This is a genomic window from Virgibacillus sp. 6R (assembly GCF_001895305.1).
Lineage (GTDB): Bacteria > Bacillota > Bacilli > Bacillales > Amphibacillaceae > Virgibacillus > Virgibacillus pantothenticus.
This window is the reverse complement of sequence record NZ_CP017762.1, coordinates 1,878,535-1,900,884: the sequence shown is the minus strand read 5'-3', so window position 1 is coordinate 1,900,884 and position 22,350 is coordinate 1,878,535. Positions and strand designations below refer to the sequence as shown.

The following is a 22,350-nucleotide window of genomic DNA, read 5'->3' as shown; positions in this document are numbered from 1 at the left end:
ATGTGATAGTTATGACCAAAGAAATGAAATAGTCGCCCACGTCATATGTTTACTTTTACCCTTTTTTCTTCAGCCTATCTATTATATAATAAAAAGAAATCGTCGAAAAGAAACGGATGAAAATACATGGAATATAAGCATGAGCAACTTCACGAAGAAAAGGTGTTCAAAGACCCGGTACATCGATACGTCCATGTGAGAGATCGCGTGATTTGGGACTTAATTGCAACCCCTGAATTTCAAAGACTACGAAGAATTAAGCAATTAGGTACTACTAATTTAACCTTTCACGGAGCCGAGCATAGTCGCTTTAATCACTCACTGGGCGTTTATGAAATTGTACGAAGAATACTGACAAACTTTGAAGGACGTCCACATTGGAATAAAGAGGAGCGCCTTCTTTGTTTATGTGCAGCTTTATTACATGATTTGGGTCATGGGCCGTTCTCCCATTCCTTTGAAAAGGTATTTAAGCTGGATCATGAACATTATACACAACAAATCATTTTAGGGCATACAGAAGTGAATGCCATTTTAGAACGAGTAGAGAAGGGCTTTGCGCAGAAGGTAGCCGATGTGATAGCTAAGACATACCAGGATCAATTAGTAGTAAGTTTAATTTCCAGCCAAATTGATGCAGATCGAATGGATTATTTACAACGAGATGCTTACTTTACAGGAGTTAGTTACGGCCATTTTGATATGGAAAGAATTCTTCGTGTCATGCGTCCAATGGAAGATCAAGTTGTGATTAAGGCGACAGGAATGCATGCCGTTGAGGATTATATTATGAGTCGATATCAAATGTATTGGCAAGTTTATTTCCATCCGGTTACACGAAGTGCAGAAGTGATTCTTTGTAAAATATTGCAACGAGCAAAAGTATTATATGAAGATCCTGCATATACGTTTAAATTACAGCCAACGCATTTTGAATCTTTCTTTATAGGGAAAGTGAAATTAGAGGATTATTTGAAATTGGATGAGGGAATTGTATCGTATTATTTCCAGCTTTGGCAGCAAGAAGAGGATAAGATTCTTCGTGATCTCTGTGAGCGATTTATGAATCGAAGACTATTTAAATATGTGGAGTTTAATCCAAATTCACAAATGAATGCATGGATGGAACTGCATAGGCTGTTTACGGAGGTACAGATAGATCCGGATTATTATTTAGTCGTCGATTCTTCTTCTGATTTGCCTTATGATTTTTACCGTCCTGGTGAAGAAGAAGAGCGGTTACCAATTCACTTATTAATGCCAAATGGAGAACTGCGTGAATTATCCCGGCAATCGGATATCGTTGAAGCTATTTCAGGTAAAAAACGAACCGATCACAAGCTATATTATCCACATGATTTATTAGAAAAGGTATCTGATAAAAGCAAGAAACAACGGATGAAAGAAATATTAATTGGTCAGGGAGAGGTAAAACATGTTAACTAATCATGCGAAACTAATGCAGTTTTTTGCAGTAGCGAATGAAGTAACAGGTAGGAAAAAGCTGCAAAAAATGATTTATATTTTGCAAAAGTGCCATATGCCCTTTGAGGAGAAGTATGCATTTCATTTTTATGGGCCATATTCAGAGGAGTTAACGCTACGGGTAGAAGAGCTTTGTAATTTAGGTTTTATTAAAGAAGAAAAAGAAGACAGAAGTAATTATCATCAGTATCGCTATTCAATTACAGAAGATGGACAAGCTTTTTTGGAGCAATTCAAAATGGATATGCCCGATTTTTCTTCTCAAGTATCAGCGATGCAGGAAAAAAGCTCACGATTTTTAGAATTAGTCGCAACGATGTTGTATTTTGACGATTTGTCACTAGAAGAATCCATAACTAAAGTTCATACAGTGAAGCCGAAACAAAAATATACGGAAGAGGAAATTCAAGAAGCGATTTCCTTTATTGACCAGATTCGCCAATAAGTACTTTTCCATCGTTTCACTTTACTGTAAAGAAGCAGAATCATGGGAAGCAGTTTTGGACTATGCTACAATCAAAACCATAATGAATGAGAAGGAGGGTCTCGGAATGAATTCCGATCAGTCTTCAAACAAAAATAAATTTACGATTATTAAAGACGATTCAACAGATGGTCATGGCGGTTATGGCTATGGCTCCATTAGCTTGGAGAATATGTCGTCTGTCATTGTAGATCCAAATGAAAATAAGGCTTATGTTGATATGGCAGCGATGCATGCTAGAAGTGATATTGAACGTCGGGTAAAGTATCTTTCAGATAAAAGCGAAGTTCCAAATGGAAAATTATACTGGATTGTTTGGGTTAATGTAGCGCGTAATGAAAACGGGGCTTATTTTGCTGGTGTGGCTGGTAGTGAACTGCGTGTGGATCGTTCAATAAAACGAGCCTATAAATCAATGCCTGAGCATGTAAAGCATATGGAGCAATCCTTAAAGGGAAAGATTGTTGTCGACCATATGGACGATCATTCCAAGAAGCTGCTGAAGGACTTTCTGGTAGACTTTGATCGAGATATGTGGGAAAACTCGACAGACGAATTGAAATCCGCATTGTCGGTATAAGTTGGTTAACTTTTCGTGAAAATATAAATTATGAACATTTTGTGACTTTGTTATGAACATTTCGATTTTTCCTTGTACTTTATGAAGGAAGTTTGTAAAATATAGTCTACATGGGCTATTCATGTATTACTAGGACAAAAAAGAGGCCGAATTCAGTTCAACTGGATTTGGCCTCTTTTTTTACACTATAGGAAAGTATAAGATTTTTTGGTTTATAGTATAAGAAAAACAAAGGCTTCCGCCATAAGACTTGGCGACAAGCCAAGTTTTTCTAAAAAGATAAGCAAGTATAAAATGAGGTGCTTGGGGATAACGAAATAACCGAATAGCCACGTTGGCGCATGAGCCCAGCAACGATACGACTTGGAAATGTGCCCTCCGATAAGGCCTCATCGGTTCGTCGCTAAGAGGAAGGCCGACTAAAAACGGGCTTGCCGCCCAGACGTCGGCATACCCCTGTTTTAGTGGCATGATTCCTTTATCCCGTAAAAAGGCGTTGTAGACTCCCAGTTCAAGAATGGAAGCGGTGAGCTAAACAAGTTGAAGTGGGAGGTAACAGCACCTAAATCCCCGATTCGTTCAAGGGCCTTTAGGTCATACCCTGGTGGTACTAACAATCAGCGGGGATGGAAGAACCCCCCGCTGATTGAAGGTTCACTTTATCTTTAGTTGATTCGTTCCATTCGCTACGTTGCTAAACGGGCGCTTGCACCTTTGTTCATGCTAATCAAATAGATCAAATAGCTTTTCAATCATCGTTTTCTTTGGTTTTTCTGTAGGGGTTTTATTCGGTTTATCTTCAGGTAAATGGACATTGCAATAGGATACTGGCTCGTTTCCTTTTTCAAAGAACATAACTCTGCTTGTGGGACAATAGGGTGTTGCTCGTTGGCCAGTAACAGGATCTACAGGAACACCAACCACTCCAGAAGGGATAGGGAAACTCTCGTTTGGTTGTTTCTGATGGACAGACGTCATAAAATTTGCCCATATATCCTTTGCGTAACTCATTTCTTTAACGACTTCTATCGTCCGATTGTCATCGTAGCCGACCCAAACACCTGCGACTAGGGAGGGGCTAAAGCCAATCATCCAACTATCGGAATCGGTAGATCCTGATTTGCCAGCGTATGTACGGTCAAGCTGGTCAACCATTGTAGACCCGGTTACTTGCATATAACCATTCAACTCCTCATCAAACATCCCTGTCATTAAATGCGAGAGAATAAACGCCTTTTTCGGATCAAGTATTTGTTCGCCTGGTTCTATGGATCGGTTATAGATTGTATCACCTTCTTGATCGACTATTTTAGTAACTGTATGCACGTCCAGTTGCTTTCCTCCGTTTGCCAACATGCTATACCCACGAACCATTTCTTTTATAGATACAACTTCTGAACCAAGTGCTAAGGACGGGACAGCTGCCAGATCACTTGTAAAACCAAAGTCTCTCGCTGTTTCTACTAGATTTTCAGGTCCAACAAACATGTTCGTTTTTACTGCATAGATATTATCTGAAAGCGCCAATGCTTGTGCTAACGAAATGGGTTTATTTGCATAATAGTCATTAAAATTACTCGGTTTATAGACATTTCCTTGATCTAATTTAAATGTAGTCGGTTGACTCATTAACATCGTAGTAGCATTATAACCACGTTCTAAGGCAGCGTAGTATAGAAAAGGTTTAAAGGTGGATCCTGGCATTCGTTTTGCTTGTGTGGCTCGGTTATAGGGGCTATCTGCATAACTGCGCCCACCTACCATAGCAATGATCCCACCTGTTTTCGGGTTTATTGCTAAACCGCTCGCTTGTATTTTACTTTGCTTAGAAATGGTGTTTGTAATCTGTTCCTCTAACTGTGTTTGCTCTTGCTTTTGCATGGTAGTGTAAATGTGGTATCCGCCGCCGCGCACTGCGTCAGCATCTAGTTCCAAAATGCTTGCTGCTTCTTTTATAGCTGTATCCTGAAAATAGCTACCTATTTGGATTTCTTTGTTATCGTCCGTCTTTCGGTAATGTAAAACCTCGTTTTTCGCTGTTTGGTACGCACTGCTCGTAATTAACGTTTGATTTTCCATGATTTTTAAGATTTGCTGTTGGCGTTGCTGCGCCTTCGCTTGGTTATTAAAAGGGGAGTAGTAGGTAGGACCTTTTGGGATACCTGCAAGCATGGCAGCTTCTGCTAGCGAGAGTTCACTAGCAGATTTGTTAAAGAAATATTTACTAGCAGCTTCAATGCCATAAGCTCCATGACCATAATAAATCGTATTTAAGTAGCCCCCCAAAATTTCCGATTTGGAGTAGAACATTTCCAGTCGCACTGTAAAAAAAGCCTCTTTTATTTTTCGCCACCATGTTTTTTCATGGGTTAAATATAAATTTCGCGCATATTGCTGTGTTAGCGTGCTCGCTCCTTCTTTAAGCGATAATGTTTTTATATTTTCGACCATCGCCCCGAAGATTCGTTTCACATCAAACCCACGATGATCGTAAAAATGACGATCTTCTACAGCAAGTGTAGCCTGGATGGCTTCATCAGCAACCTGATCAAGCTCGACCCATTTTTCAGTTTGTTTATTGCCAACTTCGCTAAAAGGTTCTCCCGAGCTTGTATATAGCGTTGTTTGTTGATTCATCGTTAATGGTGGAGGACCTAAAAGAAAGCTAACGACGTAAACACCGATTACGAAAGCGATGCATATTCCTGATAGTATTAGGATGAATTGAAAACTACGTCTGTTTCTCTGTTTGCTCATATATGCTTTCCCTCTTTAATTTGTTCAGTTATTATCATTATGGGAAAACAAGACGACAAATAAACGTAAGAATGTTTACAAACTAAATAGGTGGACGTGTTGATATGGAATTAGAATAAGGCTTTGGCTTGAATGTCTTTTAGAATGGCTACTGAGGCTGCAAATTTTTCTTGTTCAGCTTTGTCTAGAGAAAATTCGGCTACGCCCTTTACACCTGCACGATGAATAATGGATGGAACCCCAATATAAACATCATCATGCCCAAGCTCACCAGTTAATAATGTACCTACTGGCAGGATAATATGTTCGTTATTTAAAATGGCTTTCGTTATTCTTGCTAATCCCATACCAATAGCATAGTAAGTAGCCCCTTTAAGTGAAATGATCTCATATGCAGCGTTACGAACTTGGTTAGCAATCTGGGATTTTTCTTCATCCGATAGTTTCCCTGCAATTGGTGTTCCAGAAATATTTGCTCTACTCCATACAGGAAGCTGTGAATCACCATGCTCACCGATCACATATCCATGCACACTGGCTGGAGCTGTCGCGAATTTTTGACCTAATAGGAAACGGAACCTTGCTGAATCTAATACTGTACCAGAGCCAATGACTCTTTCTTTTGGAAGCTGGGAGAATTTCCATGTTGCATAGGACAAAATGTCAACGGGGTTCGTGGCTACAATAAAAATACCGTTAAATCCTGCATCCATAATCGACTCGACCATAGATTTAAAAATCTTAACGTTTTTATTGACGAGATCCAACCTTGTTTCACCTTCCTTTTGCGCCGCTCCTGCGCAAATAACTACGATAGCAGCGTCTTTACAATCGGCGTAGGTTCCTTGTGTAATATTCATCGCATTAGGAGCGTAGACGATTCCATGATTGAGATCCATCGTTTCTCCTTTTGCCTTGTCTTCATTTATATCCACTAAAACGAGTTCATTACTTAAACCTTGGTTCATTAAAGCGTAAGCATAGCTTGTTCCAACAGCGCCTGTGCCTACTAAAACAATTTTATTTCCTGGTGTGATATCCATAAATAGTTCCTCCTCTGAGTAGGTCATTTTGTATGATATGTGATGATTATATCCCTTTCGTATGAATACCTACAATAATATGTTGCCTCGTTGATTAAAAAAGAAACCACTATATTAAAAAATATTACTTATGTATTCGTTTTATTTTCACGATAGCGGTTACGGGGAAAATAAAGAACAGTACTAAGCTAAAGAGCGATATTATATTTCGACAACAGAAATTAGACAAAATAAGCTTGTCCGATTGTATATTAAAATCTTCCCTTTTTTCCCTTTCTTCCCTCCGCTTGATTAATATTCTTTGTTATAATAGAATACACAAGAATACACTATTCCAAACGATTTTAGGAAGTAGATCTCCATCTGTAACAGCTTTAAATGGAGGATTTAATATGCCGAATAAACAGAAAATATCTGTATTGATTGAACTTTATACGACCATTGATGACGATGGACAAAAGGAATCTTATAAAAGTAAACAAACTGGAGTTCTTTACAAGAAGGGCAATATAGACGTTCTTACTTTTGAGGAAGTAGCAGAAGATGCGTCTGTTGTGAAAAATCTGGTCACTATTCAACCAGATAAAGTGAGTTTGAAACGCTCTGGTAATCTTAGCATGAATCAGCAATTCCATGTTAATAAAGCGACAGAAAATGTACTGAAGCATCCTTATGGCAATTTACATATGGAAACTTTTACGACAGCCATTGTCTATGAGCCTTTAACCCCAGCAAGGAATGGCAGCCTGCAAATTGTTTATGATGTCAAGCTAAACGGACAGCAAGTAAGGCAGCAAAAGATCGACTTAATTATGAAAGAGGTGGACATGGCATGAGCCTATTAGCACAAACGGAAGAAACATTGAAACATCAAATTAAGGATTCCGTCCTGCAGGCAGGACTTGCAAATGAAGACGAAATGCCAGAAGTGGTGCTTGAGAAACCGAAAGATAAAAACCACGGGGACTTTGCAACGAATATTGCTATGCAGCTAGCGAGGGTGGCAAAAAAAGCCCCACGTCAAATAGCAGAGGAAATGGTAAATCATTTTAATCAGGCAGAGGCTTCTGTTGAAAAAGTGGAGATCGCCGGTCCAGGCTTTATTAATTTTTTTATGAAAGAGGATTTTCTTGGTTCCATTGTTCAAAACATCTTGAAAGATGGATCGGCTTATGGAAGGTCACAAGCAGGTAACAATGAACGTGTCCAAGTGGAGTTTGTATCTGTGAATCCGACTGGCGATTTGCATTTAGGCCATGCTCGAGGTGCTGCTTTTGGAGACGTGCTCTGTAATGTATTAGATGCTGCGGGCTACCAGGTTGAACGAGAGTATTATATTAATGATGCCGGCAATCAAATTGATAATTTAGCGCTCTCTGTAGAAGCTCGTTATTTGCAAGCGTTGGGGCAAGAAGCAACATTGCCTGAAGATGGTTATCATGGAGAAGATATTGCAGAAATTGGCAAACAGTTAAGTCAAGAATATGGAGATGAATGGGCGCAAAAAGATAGAGAAGAGCGCTTAGCTTTCTTTAAAGAGTATGGATTAAGCTATGAATTAGGTAAAATAAAGAAAGATTTACAAGCATTTGGCGTACATTTCGACTCTTGGTTTTCAGAGCGTTCCCTTTATAAGGAAAATAAAATTGTTGAAACTCTAGGAAAGATCGCTGCATACACATATGAGAAAGATGGGGCGACCTGGTTCCGATCTACGGAATTTGGTGATGACAAGGATCGTGTATTAATCAAACAAGATGGAAGCTACACGTATTTAACACCTGATATAGCGTATCATAAAAACAAGCTTGATCGCGGGTTTAACCAAATTATCAATGTTTGGGGGGCTGATCATCACGGATATATTCCTCGGATGCGCGCAGCTATCCAGGCACTAGGTTATCCGGTTGAAAAGTTTGCCGTAAAAATTATTCAAATGGTTAATTTATTTGAAAATGGTGAAAAGGTACGCATGAGTAAACGTACTGGAAAAGCCGTAGCACTTCGTGAGCTGATGGAAGAAGTTGGCGTAGATGCTGTTCGTTATTACTTTGTTATGCGTTCAAATGATTCGCAGCTTGATTTTGATATGGACCTTGCTCGCTCAGAATCAAATGATAATCCTGTTTTTTATGTGCAATATGCACATGCGCGTATTTGTACGATGCTGAAGCAAGCAGAGGCAAAAGGATTTTCCGTTGATAGTAAAGCAGATGTCTCTCTCTTAACCACAGAAAAAGAAAGCGATCTGCTCAAAAAGCTGGCTGCATTTCCTCAAGTTATCGCGGATGCTGCTATCAAACAAACACCGCATAAGGTAACACAGTACGTATTCGATCTAGCTTCGTTATTACACAGCTTCTATAATGCAGAAAAAGTATTGGATATGGACCACACAGAAAGAACAAAAGCACGTATTGCTTTGATGCAAGCTGTGAAGATTACATTGGCAAATGCATTACGAGTGATAGGGGTCTCAGCTCCAGAAAAAATGTAGTCTTGTTATAAATGGAATAGGGTTTTACGTTGACTAAGAAAACAGGCCATCACTTTAAGATATAAGTGTTGGCCCATTTTATTAACTTCTATCCATCTCTTATTAAGCCAAACGATAAAATTCCTGTAGCAGATTCAAGGTTTTAGCCATGTAAGAAAAATGACTTTGTCTTTTACATAAGGTGCTTTAAGACTCCCGGTCTGAGAGGAGTTGGATACTGTACTGCTGTACTGAAACAAGTCTAAGTAGGAGATAACAGCACCTAAATGCCCTATTTTGTAAGAGGCTTTTAGGTCATATCATTACAGTACTAATAATTAGTGGGATTGAAGATTCACTATATAAGTTAAAAAAACAAAAGACGACTAGACCATATGATGTTGGACTAGTCGTCTACTTATTGACCCCCCGAGTTAAACTTACGATTCAGTAGGAATAGATAGTATTTCTTTGGCACGTGCCACTTCTGCTTCTGTAGGTGGTTCAACACCGGTAAGTGGATATTCTAGGTTTAAATGTTCCCACTTATAAACTCCCATTGTATGGTATGGGAGGACTTCTACTTTTTGTACATTGCCTAGGTTCGAGATAAATTCATTTAGTGCCGCTAATTCTTCTGGATCGTTTGTTCTTCCAGGAATGAGTACGCGACGAATCCAAACGGGTGTATTTTTCTCTGCTAATAATTTAGCAAACTTTAGAATATGCGCATTTGGCATACCTGTAAGTTGTTTGTGTAAATCATTATCTAAATGTTTGATATCTAGGAGTACAAGGTCTGTAACGCTTAATAATTCATCCACTTTCCTTAAAAAAGTAGGGCTTTCTCGGAAACATCCAGCTGATGTATCAATTGCCGTGTGGACACCTAATTTCTTGCATTCTTTAAACAGCTCTAACAGAAAGTCGATTTGTAATAATGGTTCTCCGCCACTAACCGTAAGCCCTCCACTATTTTTAATGTATGGGAGGTAGTCTTGTAGATCTGCAATGATTTCGTCTACACTTTTTTCAACCCCGCCTTTTACGTCCCATGTGTCAGGGTTATGGCAAAATTGACATCGAAGCAGACAGCCTTGCAAAAAGATAACATAACGTAATCCTGGTCCGTCTACTGTACCGCACGTTTCTATCGAGTGAATTCTTCCGATCATTGGTAAAGCCCCCTTCTTTAAGAGCGGAAGGGCAGAGTAAGCGCCCTTCCTGACAAAATAAATTTACTAGTATCCTTACAGTCCTTTATGGAATGTACGGTTAATAACATCAAGCTGTTGCTCTTTCGTTAGTTTGATAAAGTTTACTGCGTATCCACTTACACGAATCGTTAATTGTGGATATAATTCCGGATGCTCCATAGCATCTTCCAGTGTTTCGCGATCAAATACGTTAATGTTTAGGTGATGTCCTTCTTTACTTGCATACCCATCAAGTATTGATACTAAGTTGCTAGTACGTTCATCCTCCGTTTTACCAAGTGCTTTTGGAACAAAGCTTGTCGTATTGGAAATACCGTCCATCGAATTTTCGTATGGAATTTTAGCTACACTGTTTAAAGATGCAAGTGCACCTGATTGGTCACGGCCATGAAGTGGGTTAGCACCTGGTGCAAATGGTTCGCCAGCCCGACGTCCGTCTGGTGTGTTACCAGTTTTCTTACCGTAAACAACGTTAGAAGTAATGGTTAAAATAGATAATGTTGGCACAGCATTTCGGTATGTTTCATGTTGACGGAACTTATTCATAAATCTATTGACAACATCAACAGCTAAAGAGTCAACTGCATCATCGTTGTTACCATATTTAGGGAAATCACCTTCAATACGGTAATCGACTGCTAAGCCGTCTTCATCACGAATAACATGAACTTTTGCATGCTTAATGGCACTTAAGCTATCGGCAACTACACTTAGTCCTGCAATACCGCCTGCCATGGTACGAAGCACGTCTTTGTCATGTAATGCCATTTCAATGCGTTCGTACGCATATTTATCATGCATGTAATGAATGACGTTTAATGTGTTCATATAAAGCTTAGCTAACCAATCTAAAATTACGTCATATCTTTCCATCACTTCATCAAAATCTAATACATCAGATGTGATTGGACGAAGTGGTGGTGCTACTTGCATTTTTAATTTTTCATCTACGCCGCCGTTAATAGCATAAAGTAATGCTTTTGCTAAGTTAGCACGTGCGCCGAAGAATTGCATTTGTTTACCGATTTCCATTGCGCTTACACAACATGCAATACCGTAGTCATCGCCGTAATATTTACGCATTAAATCATCATTTTCATATTGGATAGAACTTGATTCAATAGACATTTTCGCACAATATTTTTTAAAGCCTTCTGGTAACTTTGTTGACCAAAGAATCGTTAAGTTTGGCTCTGGAGCAGGTCCTAGGTTGGTTAATGTGTGTAAGAAACGGAATGAGTTCTTCGTAACAAGTGGCTCTCCTTGTAAGCTTACACCACCAATGGATTCTGTTACCCAAGTAGGATCCCCGCTAAATAATTCATTATATTCTGGCGTACGGGCAAATTTCACTAAACGCAATTTCATAACAAAATGATCAATTAGTTCTTGTGCTTGTTCTTCTGTTAGAATACCTTCTTTTAGATCACGTTCCATATAGATATCTAGGAAAGTAGATACGCGTCCTAAACTCATTGCTGCGCCATTTTGTTCTTTAATTGCAGCTAAATAAGCAAAATATAACCATTGAACAGCTTCTTGTGCATTTGTAGCTGGTTTAGAAATGTCATAACCATAGCTTTCGGCCATTTGCTTTAATTCATGTAATGCCCTTATTTGTTCCATATGCTCTTCACGCTGTTTAATAATATCTTCTGACATAATTCCATCATTTTCTAATAGCGTAAGCTCTTCTTGTTTTTTCTCAATTAAGAAATCCACACCATATAGGGCAACACGGCGATAGTCACCAATAATACGCCCACGACCATAAGCATCAGGCAAGCCTGTAATAATACCAGCTTTACGTGCTTTTCGCATATCAGGGGTATAAGCATCGAATACTCCTTGGTTATGCGTTTTTCGATATTCTGTAAAGATATGCTCTGTTTCCTTATCTAGTTCATAGCCATATGCTTCACATGAGTTTTTTGCCATGCGAATACCACCAAATGGCATTAAACCGCGTTTGAATGGTTTATCTGTTTGAAATCCGACAATCGTTTCTTTATCTTTATCAAGATATCCAGGGCCATGTGAAGTGATGGTTGAAGGGATTTTTGTATCCATATCTAATACGCCGCCAGCTTCACGTTCTTTTGCAGTAAGTTCTGTCACTTGCTTCCAAAGATCCAATGTGTTTTGAGTAGGTTTAGCTAAAAATTGTTCATCACCTTCGTAGCAAGTGAAGTTACGTATAATAAAGTCTCTAACATCAACATTTTGTTCCCATTTCCCCGTGCGGAAAGTTCTCCAAGGGGTTAAAGTAGTAGTAGTCATAAAACTACCTCCTTCAGAAATATTAAAGCTTCTACTAATAGTATACCGAAAAAACCATAGTTGTGAAAGAATTCACATGTGATTATTTTATGACATTTTCCTTTATACATAAGGGGTCATAAAGAATGCGCTTACATAAACGTGGTTATTTCTCCCTTCATTTTCACAAACTATTTTGATTAGCAACAAAAATTTTAAAAAAATCAATGCTGGGTATGAAATTTAAGGAAGCGTTAAGACCAAAATATTATCAATAATTATCCGGCTGAAATTTCTGATAGTTTGTGTTATGAAGTTAAATTCATTAGATAAATAGTTGACTGAATGATCATTCATATTTATAGTAGTAGATATAAGATTTGAAAACAAACTATTTTTCTGAATAATGCAATCGCTGTCATGTGAAGGGAGTTGTACGCCTGTCTGAATTGGTTTACTGCACGATAAGGGGGAGTGAGTAAAGTGAATACATTTTTGCTTGTAAATGCAATTGCGTTTGCGATTATCACCATCTATGGGGTGTATTTATTTGCTAAAGTTGTAGCTACACGTGTAGCGTATATTCGTTTGGGGAGAAAGTCAGAATTTGATCGGGATTTTAAAGAACGATTCAGAAGAATAGGGAAGATTGTTTTTGGTCAGTCAAAGCTATTAAAGGATAAAAAGTCGGGTATCATTCATGTTATGATGTTTTACGGATTTATTCTCGTGCAATTTGGTGCGATTGACATGTTTATTAAGGGGTTATCCCCTGAAAGTCATTTGCCATTAGGGTCGATTTATCCGGGATTTGTATTCTTTCAGGAATTAGTAACATTAATGATTCTCGTCGCAGTTATATGGGCTTTTTATCGCCGTTATATTGAAAAGCTCGTCCGCCTCAAGCGGGGGTTTAAAGCTGGTTTAGTTTTATTGTTTATTGGCACATTAATGATCTCTGTGCTGTTTGGGAATGGAATGGCACAGTTATGGCATGGACATGATCCAACGTGGACAGAGCCGGTTGCCAGTGTTATTGCGATGGTTTTTTCCTGGTTACCTACTACGGGCGCTATGGTGTTGTTTTATGTCGCGTGGTGGATTCATACCATTACCATTCTTGTGTTCCTGGTTTACGTTCCACAATCCAAGCATGCGCATTTAATTGCTGCACCTATTAACGTGTTTTTAAGTAAACGCGTTCCAGGAAAATTGAAGAAAATCGATTTTGAAATGGATGAAGATCAAGATGAAGAAGAAATATCGTTTGGGGTAGGAAAAGTTGAAGATTTTGAGCAGCATCAAATGATTGATTTTTACGCGTGTGTAGAATGTGGCAGATGTACAGATGTTTGCCCAGCATCAGGAACAGGCAAAATGCTCTCGCCAATGGATATTATGATTAAGGTGCGCGATCATTTAACCGAAAAGGGAGCGGCAATTACTGGGAAGTCACCATGGGTTCCAGCATATGCATTTGCTAATGCAGCGGGAAATCAGGCATCTGCAAAACAAGAGGCAGCAGCGACGGTGCAAAGTGCTAGTTTAATCGGAGATGTCATTACAGAAGAAGAACTAGCTGGCTGTACGACATGCCGAAACTGTGAAGATGCATGTCCTGTTAACAATGAACATGTGGGAACGATTATTGATATGCGCAGATATTTGGTGATGACAGAAGGTAAAATGGATCAGGATGTTCAACGAGCGGTTATGAATATTGAACGTCAAGGTAATCCATGGGGGTTATCGAAAAAAGATCGCATTAAGTGGCGTGAGCAGGATGAATCGGTTCATATACCAACGATTAAAGAACTGAGTAAAGAAGGTAAGGATTTTGAATACCTGTTCTGGGTTAGTTCGATGGGGGCTTATGATAATCGAAGTCAAAAAATCGCTCTGGCTTTTGCGAAGTTGTTAAATCAGGCTGGTGTGAGTTTTGCAATATTAGGAAATAAGGAAGCGAATTCTGGAGATACGGCACGTCGGATAGGAAATGAGTTTTTATTTCAGGAAATAGCCGAGAAAAATATTAAAGAATTCACCAAAAACGATGTGAAAAAAATTGTTACCATTGATCCACACGCATACAATATTTTTAAAAATGAATACCCAGATTTTGGATTTGAAGCCGAAGTTTATCACCATACACAGTTATTATATGATTTAGTCATGGATGGTAAGCTAAAACCACAAAAAGCGATTAACCAAAGATTAACTTACCATGATTCTTGTTACTTAGGCAGATATAACGGTGTTTATGATCCACCTCGAGAAATTCTTCAGGCCATTCCAGGTTTAGAGTTAGTAGAAATGGAACGTAGTAAAGAAAATGGCATGTGTTGTGGCGCAGGCGGCGGATTAATGTGGTCAGAAGAAACGACAGGAAATCGAATTAATGTAGCACGTACAGAGCAAGCGCTAGCTGTAGAACCAAACATGATCTCTAGTGCATGTCCATATTGTTTAACGATGATTAGTGATGGAACAAAAGCGAAAGAAGTAGAAGAAGATATTAGCACTATGGACGTTGCAGAGATTTTAGCGATTTCTGTATTTCATGAAGAGGAAATAAAAACAGCTGAAATAAAGGACATAGAATAGAAGAGTAGCTTGATAGATAAGGGTGAACTAAAATTTTCCAAAGGGAGAATGATTGTAGAAATAATGTGGAACAATCCAAATGCATTCGATTGTCTATATTTGGAACATGGTTAGATATAAAAAATACTTCGATTATTTCACAATACCTGTTATTCTAATACTCTATAGAATATGTTCAAAAAGCTAGGTTGCCTTGCTTTTTGAACATATTATGAAAGGAATAATGAGCGAGCGTTCAATCAAATGAAGGAGTGGAGGATAAATGATGAGAGAAGCAGTTATTGTATCAGGGGCTAGGACCCCGTTTGGGAAATTTGGTGGTGCATTACAATCCTTTACCGCTTCGCAGCTTGGAGGTAAGGCTATTGAAGAAGCGTTAAAGCGAGCGGAAATTGCTGGAAATGATGTCGATGAAGTGATAATAGGGAATGTCTTACAAGGTGGTCAAGGTCAAATTCCTTCAAGGCAAGCAGCTATAAAAGCAGGGATTCCGTGGGAAGTAAAAACAGAAACGATTAATAAGGTTTGTGCTTCAGGGCTGCGCAGTGTTACGTTAGCAAATCAACTCATTCGGCTGGGAGATGAGGAGATCATTGTTGCTGGTGGTATGGAGAGCATGAGTAATGCGCCATATTTATTGCCAGATGCGCGTTGGGGGAACCGGATGGGAGACAAAAAAGTTGTCGATATGATGGTACATGATGGGTTAACCTGTTCTTTTCAAGGCGTACATATGGGGACATATGGAAATGCAACAGCAAAGGAATATGAACTTACGCGAGAAGAACAGGACAAATGGGCTTATCGTAGTCACCAACGCGCTATTCAAGCGATGGAGGCTGGAAAGTTTGCTGCCGAGATTGTAGCTATGGAAGTGCCGCAGCGCAAGGGGGACCCCATCATCGTCGATCAAGATGAAGCGCCAAGAAAGGACACAACTGTCGAAAAGCTAGCAACACTGCGTCCTGCATTTGATCGAGACGGAACCATTACTGCCGGAAATGCACCTGGTATTAATGACGGTGCATGCGCATTTGTTGTGATGTCTGATAATAAAGCATCCGAGCTTGGCAAGGAACCATTAGCGATTATAAAAGGTCATACGGAGGTCGCCGTTCCTGCAGAAGATTTCCCGAAAACACCAGGTTTAGTAATTAATCAATTGTTGGAAAAGACGGGGTATTCCAAAGGTGAAATCGACTTGTTTGAAATTAATGAGGCATTTGCTGCAGTAGCGCTAGCGAGCGGGAAAATTGCGGGGATTGACCCTGAGAAAGTGAACGTAAATGGGGGGGCAGTTGCTTTAGGGCATCCAATTGGTGCAAGTGGAGCGCGGATTATTTTAACCTTAATTTATGAATTAAAACGCCGTGGTGGCGGACTTGGTATTGCAGCTATTTGCAGTGGGGGGGGGCAAGGCGATGCCATTCTGATCGAAGTTCCGAAAAGATAACACAAACAAAGGGGAAGAGGAGATATGAATATAAACCAAGTTATGGTCATAGGCGCTGGGCAAATGGGGGCAGGAATTGCCCAGGTCTGTGCTCAATCCGGGTTTCATGTATTGTTGTACGATAAACAAACAGAAGCATTAAATCATGGGGTAAAAAGGATTCACAAGTTCGTGCATCGGGCTTGTGAAAAACAAAAGATAACGGAAGAACAGCGAGACGATACATTACTAAGAATAGAAAGAGCAGCTACCATTCAAGATGCAGCAAAGGCAGATTTAGTCATTGAAGCCGTCGTAGAAAATATGGATGTAAAAACAGCTATTTTCCATGAACTCGATCAAATAGCACCAGCACATACCATTTTAGCCTCAAATACTTCGTCCTTATCCATTACGGAAATTGCTGCAGCTACGAATCGCCCAGATCAAGTTATCGGGATGCATTTTATGAATCCGGTTCCAATAATGCAATTGGTAGAAATCATTCGGGCGGTGCAGACGAGTGATGGAACCTATTCTATCATTGAACAAATGGCTAAAAAATTAAATAAAGTGCCGGTTACCGTTCAGGATTTCCCCGGGTTTGTCTCCAATCGCATTTTAATGCCGATGATTAATGAAGCGATTTATACATTGTATGAAGGAATTGCAACGGTAGAAGATATTGATACATCGATGAAATTAGGGATGAACCATCCGATGGGTCCATTAACACTTGCTGATTTTATTGGGCTAGATACGTGCTTGTATATTATGGAGGTATTACATGAGGGATTTTCGGATAGCAAATATCGACCGTGCCCTTTGCTCAAACAATATGTGCAAGCAGGCTGGTTAGGTAAGAAAACGGGTCGAGGTTTTTATGTGTATACATAAAGACTTTTTTGCACTATAGAAAAGTATAAAGTTTTAAGGGTTTATAGTATAAGAAAAACTACGGCTTTCTCCATAAGACTTGGCGACAAGCCAAGTCTTTCTAAAGAGATAAGAAAGTATAAATTTAGGCGCTTGGAGATAACGAAATAACTGAATAGCCACGTCCGGCGCATGAGCCCAGCAACTATGCGACTTTAGAAATGCGCCCTACGATAAGGCCTCATCGGTTCGTCGCTAAGAGGAAGGCCGACTAAAAACGGGCTTGCCGCCCGACGTCGGCATACCCCTGGTTGCAGGGGCATGATTCCTAAATCTTTAGTTGATTTGTTCCATTCGCTACGTTGCTAAACGGGCGCTTGCGCCTTTGTTCAGAACAAGGGGGAAATTGCATGCTACGTTGGACCGAAGAACAAGTAATGTTAAATAAAATGGTCAAAGATTTTGCACAAACTGAAATCACAAAGGCGATACCTCGTATGGAAAAGGAGGATCGCTTCCCAAAAGAAATTATAAAGCAGATGGGAGAACTTGGTTTAATGGGAATACCCATCCCAGAAGCATATGGTGGGGCAGGCATGGATTATACTGCTTATATTCAAACGATTCATGAAATATCAAAGGTAAGTGCAACAGTTGGTGTTATTTTATCTGTGCACACATCTGTTGGAACAAACCCAATTCTTTATTTTGGAACGGAGCAACAAAAAAATAAGTATCTCCCTAAACTGGCCAGCGGCGATTATTTAGGGGCTTTTGCCTTAACAGAACCGAATGCAGGATCCGATGCGGCAAGTCTCAAAACAAAAGCTGTGAAAATAGGAGAGGAATATCTATTAAACGGATCAAAAGTGTTTATTACAAACGGTGGGGAAGCCGATACATATATCACTTTTGCACGTACGGGAGAAGACAAAAGGGAAATAAGTGCTTTTATTATTGAAAGGGATACACCGGGACTCATCATCGGTAAACCAGAAAGAAAGATGGGATTGCACGGATCAAATACAGTGTCGCTTACGTTTGAAAACTGCCGTATATGCAAGGAACAGCTTCTGGGGGCAGAAGGAAATGGGTTTAAAATTGCGATGCATAATTTAAATGTTGGCAGAATTGGGATAGCAGCACAGGCTATCGGAATAAGTGAAGCAGCTTTAGAGCATGGAACAGACTATGCAAAGGAGCGTAAGCAATTCGGAAAGCCGATTGCAGCGCATCAAGGAATTTCCTTTAAATTGGCTGATATGGCAACTCGTACCGAGGCTGCAAAACTATTAGTCTATCGGGCAGCTCATTTGATAGAACAAGGAAAAGCTTCTGGAAAGGAAGTCTCGATCGCAAAACTCTATGCTTCCAAAGCGGCCGTAGAAAATGCGATTGAAGCTGTCCAAATATTTGGGGGCTATGGCTATACAGAGGATTACCCGGTTGAACGTCTGTTTCGTGATGCTAAAATCACAGAGATTTATGAAGGGTCCAGTGAAATTCAACGAATTGTGATAGCTAAACATTTATTGAGACATTAAGACCTGTGTTGGTATGTTAAGAGAAAAGTAAACAAATATGGAGTTATCAAGATGCAATTTTTCAAAAAAAGACAACATGAATCTTAACTAGCAAGTAAATGTTAAAACTAGTCGATTTGGAGGTTGTAGAAGCTGTATAAGCTTCATTTATCAACACTCCTTTAGGCGTGTAAATTTTGTTTCTGCATAGTAGCGCATTCATTAATAGGCCTTAATTTAGGAACATCACGGAACGTCCAACTGAGTGACATATGATGGAGATGTTTAACTCATACATGAAAAGTAGTACAAACGAAGTTACCTGGAACGAAAGCCGGCGACTCCTGTGGGAATAGCATGCGCCTTGAGTACCAAGCCTTGAGTACCAAGTTTGGATACTTCTAAAATGAATCAGAATAAATAAGCAGAAAATCACTGCCTAAATATACTATACGAGGAGGGGTCATCTATGAATTTTGAGCTTACGGATGAGCAAGAGATGTTGCGTAAGATGGTAAGGGAGTTTGCTGAAAATGAAGTAGCTCCTTCAGCCGCAGAGCGAGATGAGAATGAGCGATTTGACCGAGGAATCTTTGATCAGATGGCAGAACTTGGATTAACAGGGATTCCGTGGCCAGAAGAATATGGTGGGATTGGTTCGAATTACATGAGTTATGTTATTGCAGTTGAAGAATTGTCTCGAGTCTGTGCTTCAACAGGGGTCACTTTATCTGCCCATGTTTCTTTAGCGAGCTGGCCAATCTATCAATACGGTACAGAAGAACAAAAACACACCTTTTTAAAGCGTCTAGCTACGGGGGAATCGTTAGGCGCGTATGCCTTATCAGAGCCTAGTGCTGGGAGTGACGTTGTTTCTATGTTAACGACAGCAAAGGATGACGGTGACAGCTACGTGTTGAATGGTAATAAAGTGTGGATTACCAATGGCGGCGTAGCGGATATTTATATTGTTTTCGCTAAAACAGATGCCGATCAACGACATAAAGGCATCACGGCATTTATTGTTGAAAAAGGAACGGAAGGATTTTCGTTCGGCAAGAAAGAAAAAAAGCTTGGTATTCGCTCTTCTCCAACAACAGAATTGATTTTTGAAAATTGTCGCATACCAAAAGAAAATCGACTCGGACAAGAAGGAGAAGGCTTTAAAATAGCTATGACTACATTAGACGGAGGTCGAAATGGTATTGCAGCACAGGCGTTAGGGATTGCTCAAGGCGCATTAGATGCTGCAACAGCTTATGCGAAGGAAAGGGTTCAATTTGGTAAACCAATTGCTGCAAATCAAGGAATTTCTTTTAAATTGGCAGATATGGCTACTGAGGTAGAGGCGGCTCGTCTACTAACGTATCAAGCCGCTTGGTTAGAGTCTGAAGGATTACCCTATGGAAAAGCTTCCGCTATGTCCAAGTTATTTGCTGGCGATGCTGCGATGCGAATTACCGTGGAGGCGGTGCAAGTTTTTGGTGGCTACGGATATACGAAAGATTACCCAGTAGAACGATATATGCGGGACGCAAAAATTACCCAAATATACGAGGGAACAAACGAAATCCAACGACTTGTAATTGGTAGAATGTTAACAAAGTAAATGAAATGAGAACTATCTTATTCGAGAGTACAACTACAGGGGGGGCGTGAAGGAAATGAATTCCATCCTTTCTTCCATCAAAGATCCATCATTAATCGCAAAACGGCGCAATCAAATCATCATAGCAGCCATTACTTTATTTAAAGAAAAAGGTTTTCATCGAACAACGACAAGAGAAATTGCGAAAGAAGCTGGATTTAGCATAGGAACTTTATATGAATACATTCGTATAAAGGAGGATATTTTATTTCTTGTTTGCGACTCCATTTATTTACAGGTACGTGAACGATTAGAAGCACAAATTGATCCGAATAATTCTTCTTTGGCACATTTTACAAATGTGATTCGTTCCTATTTTTACTTAATGGATGACATGCAGGAAGAAGTTGTCATTATGTATCAAGAAGTCAAGTCGTTAAAAAGAGAAAGCAAAGATTATGTACTCCAAAAAGAAAGGGATATGGTGGCTATGTTAGAGCGGGTTATAGCCACATGCTTTCCTGATTCTGTATCTTCTACAGACCGTGAATTGCTTGCTAATAATATTTTTATTCAAGGGCAAATGTGGGGCTTTAGAAGATGGATGTTACAGAAGCAATTTACATTAGAAACATATGTGGACAGGCAAATTCATTTTTTAATGCAATCCATTCAGGTTGAAGCCTCAAACGGATAATGCGAAACGGTAAAAATGGGAGACGATACAATATACTTCGGGAAAGGAATGCTTTGTGTGAGTATGTTCTTCTCATGCGAAGCTTTTCTTTTTTATTTATCCCGCATATAAGGTGCTGTAAGACTCCCACTTCAAGAATTGGAGAATCCATACCACAACAAGTCTAAGTGAGAGATAACAGCACCTAAATGTCCTGTTTCGTAAGAGGCCTTTAGGTCATACCATTTCGGTACTAACAAGCCGTGGGAGATGAATGAAATCCCAGGCTGATTGAAGATTCACTTTATAAGATCAGTTCATATGAAAGTGCAGAGAACCAGCGCTGACTTGTTTTCATAGATTATTTGGTAACGAAAACAATAATGGTACGTAAGATAAAAAGGTTGTTAAAAATTTTTCTGCTTTATCTCTAGCATAAACCAGATAGATTTGTTTATAATGAATGATATGGTTAGCGTGCAAGAATATCTTATAGTCCGTGTTTAAGAAAGAGGATAAAAAGGTCGAGTAGCCGAGATTGCAATGTCATTGCATGTTGCTATTATTGTTTTCTCTGTCCTTTATAACCATGATGTATTGTCTGGTGGTACTTTCTTTATCCTTTTGCAACGTTCTATGGTTCTGTTTACGCAGTTTGGGAAGTGGTGGATTTAGTAATAAGGCAGATAAGGGAGATGGGCCATTTTCTTTGAACTTTTTATGAACCTCTTATCAACATATAGGTGTAAAAGCCATCAATATAAAATTAAAGGGAGTGCATGACCGTGAGCTTCAACCAATATAGCCACGAAGAAATTCAACAAATGCCAATGATTGAATTGGCCAGTTTACTGCTTGTAGAAGAAAAAAAAGCTTTTCACTTCAAAGACATATTTAATCGGTTAGCAGACTTGAAAGGTTATACAAAAAAGCAGAAACAAGATGCTATTTCACAATTTTATACCGACTTAAATGTGGACGGCAGATTTCTGACCGTTGGAGAAAATAAGTGGGGATTAAAGCGTTGGTATCCTGTAGAGAAAATGGATGAAGAAGTAAATGTTGCTCCAAAGAGAAAGAAAAAAGCGAAAAGCAAGTTGGATCAAGAAGAAAACTTAGATATTGCTGATGATGATGTTGCAATTTTGGACGAAGATCTGAATATTGATTTAGAATTGGAAGATGATTTTGAAGAGGAATTCGACGATGAAGAATATGACGAAGACTTCGAGGAGACTTATGATGAAGAAGATGATGAAGCCGAAGAAAAAAAATAAACTGGTATTGCCAAACTAATGATTACTTCAAAGAGTTGCACTTCTCAGGAATTATTAAACATCTTTTTAGAGT

Annotated in this window: 17 protein-coding genes; 13 read left to right on the top strand and 4 right to left on the bottom strand. The window is 39.3% G+C overall.

Going from position 1 to position 22,350, the window contains the following annotated elements:
- The first annotated feature begins 126 nt into the window (after positions 1–126).
- From BKP57_RS08650 to BKP57_RS08640, 3 genes are all read left to right on the top strand, one after another.
- Positions 127–1,446: an HD domain-containing protein gene (locus BKP57_RS08650; protein ID WP_050350931.1), complete on the top strand. Its 1,320-nt coding sequence runs from the start codon at positions 127–129 to the stop codon at positions 1,444–1,446.
- Complete coding sequence (locus BKP57_RS08645; RefSeq protein ID WP_050350932.1) at positions 1,436–1,930, top strand: YwgA family protein; 495 nt, start codon at positions 1,436–1,438, stop codon at positions 1,928–1,930. Before BKP57_RS08650 ends, BKP57_RS08645 begins: the two co-directional genes overlap by 11 nt.
- A 106-nt stretch (positions 1,931–2,036) precedes the next feature.
- A complete protein-coding gene (locus BKP57_RS08640; protein WP_050350933.1) occupies positions 2,037–2,549 on the top strand; it encodes a YwhD family protein in 513 nt (170 codons plus the stop codon).
- 723 nt (positions 2,550–3,272) lie between these two features.
- Here BKP57_RS08640 and BKP57_RS08630 read toward each other — a convergent pair.
- Positions 3,273–5,306: a transglycosylase domain-containing protein gene (locus BKP57_RS08630; RefSeq protein ID WP_050350934.1), complete on the bottom strand. Its 2,034-nt coding sequence runs from the start codon at positions 5,304–5,306 to the stop codon at positions 3,273–3,275.
- Between the two features lie 110 nt (positions 5,307–5,416).
- Positions 5,417–6,349 carry an L-lactate dehydrogenase gene (locus BKP57_RS08625; protein WP_050350935.1) on the bottom strand — a complete coding sequence of 311 codons (933 nt, stop codon included), beginning with the start codon at positions 6,347–6,349 and terminating at the stop codon, positions 5,417–5,419.
- A 392-nt stretch (positions 6,350–6,741) separates the two neighbouring features.
- Here BKP57_RS08625 and BKP57_RS08620 point away from each other — a divergent pair, with 392 nt between their 5' ends.
- The gene (locus BKP57_RS08620) at positions 6,742–7,185 is read left to right on the top strand and encodes a YwiB family protein (RefSeq protein ID WP_050350936.1); all 444 of its coding nucleotides are present in this window, start codon (positions 6,742–6,744) and stop codon (positions 7,183–7,185) included.
- Positions 7,182–8,846: an arginine--tRNA ligase gene (gene argS / locus BKP57_RS08615; protein ID WP_050350937.1), complete on the top strand. Its 1,665-nt coding sequence runs from the start codon at positions 7,182–7,184 to the stop codon at positions 8,844–8,846. Before BKP57_RS08620 ends, argS begins: the two co-directional genes overlap by 4 nt.
- A 419-nt stretch (positions 8,847–9,265) precedes the next feature.
- Here argS and pflA read toward each other — a convergent pair whose 3' ends face one another.
- On the bottom strand, positions 9,266–10,000 hold the full coding sequence (gene pflA / locus BKP57_RS08610; protein ID WP_050350938.1) for a pyruvate formate-lyase-activating protein: 735 nt from the start codon (positions 9,998–10,000) through the stop codon (positions 9,266–9,268).
- Positions 10,001–10,075: 75 nt separating this feature from the next.
- Positions 10,076–12,322, bottom strand: coding sequence for a formate C-acetyltransferase (pflB, locus tag BKP57_RS08605; protein ID WP_072741356.1), 2,247 nt, complete (start codon positions 12,320–12,322; stop codon positions 10,076–10,078).
- Between the two features lie 462 nt (positions 12,323–12,784).
- On the opposite strand from pflB, the gene BKP57_RS08600 reads away from it, so the two are divergent.
- The 8 genes from BKP57_RS08600 to rpoE all read left to right on the top strand — a co-directional run bounded on the left by BKP57_RS08600 (position 12,785) and on the right by rpoE (position 22,277).
- The gene (locus BKP57_RS08600) at positions 12,785–14,905 is read left to right on the top strand and encodes a heterodisulfide reductase-related iron-sulfur binding cluster (RefSeq protein WP_050350940.1); all 2,121 of its coding nucleotides are present in this window, start codon (positions 12,785–12,787) and stop codon (positions 14,903–14,905) included.
- A gap of 265 nt (positions 14,906–15,170) precedes the next feature.
- Entirely contained in the window at positions 15,171–16,358 is a 1,188-nt protein-coding gene (locus BKP57_RS08595) for an acetyl-CoA C-acetyltransferase (protein ID WP_072741355.1), read from the top strand.
- A 24-nt stretch (positions 16,359–16,382) separates the two neighbouring features.
- On the top strand, positions 16,383–17,234 hold the full coding sequence (locus BKP57_RS08590; RefSeq protein WP_050350942.1) for a 3-hydroxybutyryl-CoA dehydrogenase: 852 nt from the start codon (positions 16,383–16,385) through the stop codon (positions 17,232–17,234).
- A 389-nt stretch (positions 17,235–17,623) separates the two neighbouring features.
- Positions 17,624–18,757 carry an acyl-CoA dehydrogenase gene (locus tag BKP57_RS08585; RefSeq protein WP_050350943.1) on the top strand — a complete coding sequence of 378 codons (1,134 nt, stop codon included), beginning with the start codon at positions 17,624–17,626 and terminating at the stop codon, positions 18,755–18,757.
- Positions 18,758–19,205: 448 nt separating this feature from the next.
- Positions 19,206–20,345 (top strand): acyl-CoA dehydrogenase, encoded by a 1,140-nt coding sequence (locus BKP57_RS08580; RefSeq protein ID WP_072741354.1) that lies wholly within the window; start codon positions 19,206–19,208, stop codon positions 20,343–20,345.
- 55 nt (positions 20,346–20,400) lie between these two features.
- Positions 20,401–21,021, top strand: a complete 621-nt coding sequence (locus tag BKP57_RS08575) for a TetR/AcrR family transcriptional regulator (RefSeq protein ID WP_072741353.1) — start codon at positions 20,401–20,403, stop codon at positions 21,019–21,021.
- Between the two features lie 522 nt (positions 21,022–21,543).
- Complete coding sequence (locus BKP57_RS23120) at positions 21,544–21,675, top strand: hypothetical protein (RefSeq protein ID WP_257786704.1); 132 nt, start codon at positions 21,544–21,546, stop codon at positions 21,673–21,675.
- Between the two features lie 110 nt (positions 21,676–21,785).
- Positions 21,786–22,277 carry a DNA-directed RNA polymerase subunit delta gene (rpoE, locus tag BKP57_RS08570; RefSeq protein ID WP_050350946.1) on the top strand — a complete coding sequence of 164 codons (492 nt, stop codon included), beginning with the start codon at positions 21,786–21,788 and terminating at the stop codon, positions 22,275–22,277.
- Positions 22,278–22,350 lie beyond the last annotated feature (73 nt).

Bases quoted from the DNA above. Each gene is read 5' to 3' on its own strand.
- BKP57_RS08650 (WP_050350931.1), top strand. From the start codon at position 127: ATGGAATATAAGCATGAGCAACTTCACGAAGAAAAGGTGTTCAAAGAC.
- BKP57_RS08645 (WP_050350932.1), top strand. From the start codon at position 1,436: ATGTTAACTAATCATGCGAAACTAATGCAGTTTTTTGCAGTAGCGAAT.
- BKP57_RS08640 (WP_050350933.1), top strand. From the start codon at position 2,037: ATGAATTCCGATCAGTCTTCAAACAAAAATAAATTTACGATTATTAAA.
- BKP57_RS08630 (WP_050350934.1), bottom strand. From the start codon at position 5,306: ATGAGCAAACAGAGAAACAGACGTAGTTTTCAATTCATCCTAATACTA.
- BKP57_RS08625 (WP_050350935.1), bottom strand. From the start codon at position 6,349: ATGGATATCACACCAGGAAATAAAATTGTTTTAGTAGGCACAGGCGCT.
- BKP57_RS08620 (WP_050350936.1), top strand. From the start codon at position 6,742: ATGCCGAATAAACAGAAAATATCTGTATTGATTGAACTTTATACGACC.
- argS (WP_050350937.1), top strand. From the start codon at position 7,182: ATGAGCCTATTAGCACAAACGGAAGAAACATTGAAACATCAAATTAAG.
- pflA (WP_050350938.1), bottom strand. From the start codon at position 10,000: ATGATCGGAAGAATTCACTCGATAGAAACGTGCGGTACAGTAGACGGA.
- pflB (WP_072741356.1), bottom strand. From the start codon at position 12,322: ATGACTACTACTACTTTAACCCCTTGGAGAACTTTCCGCACGGGGAAA.
- BKP57_RS08595 (WP_072741355.1), top strand. From the start codon at position 15,171: ATGAGAGAAGCAGTTATTGTATCAGGGGCTAGGACCCCGTTTGGGAAA.
- BKP57_RS08590 (WP_050350942.1), top strand. From the start codon at position 16,383: ATGAATATAAACCAAGTTATGGTCATAGGCGCTGGGCAAATGGGGGCA.
- BKP57_RS08585 (WP_050350943.1), top strand. From the start codon at position 17,624: ATGCTACGTTGGACCGAAGAACAAGTAATGTTAAATAAAATGGTCAAA.
- BKP57_RS08580 (WP_072741354.1), top strand. From the start codon at position 19,206: ATGAATTTTGAGCTTACGGATGAGCAAGAGATGTTGCGTAAGATGGTA.
- BKP57_RS08575 (WP_072741353.1), top strand. From the start codon at position 20,401: ATGAATTCCATCCTTTCTTCCATCAAAGATCCATCATTAATCGCAAAA.
- BKP57_RS23120 (WP_257786704.1), top strand. From the start codon at position 21,544: ATGTCATTGCATGTTGCTATTATTGTTTTCTCTGTCCTTTATAACCAT.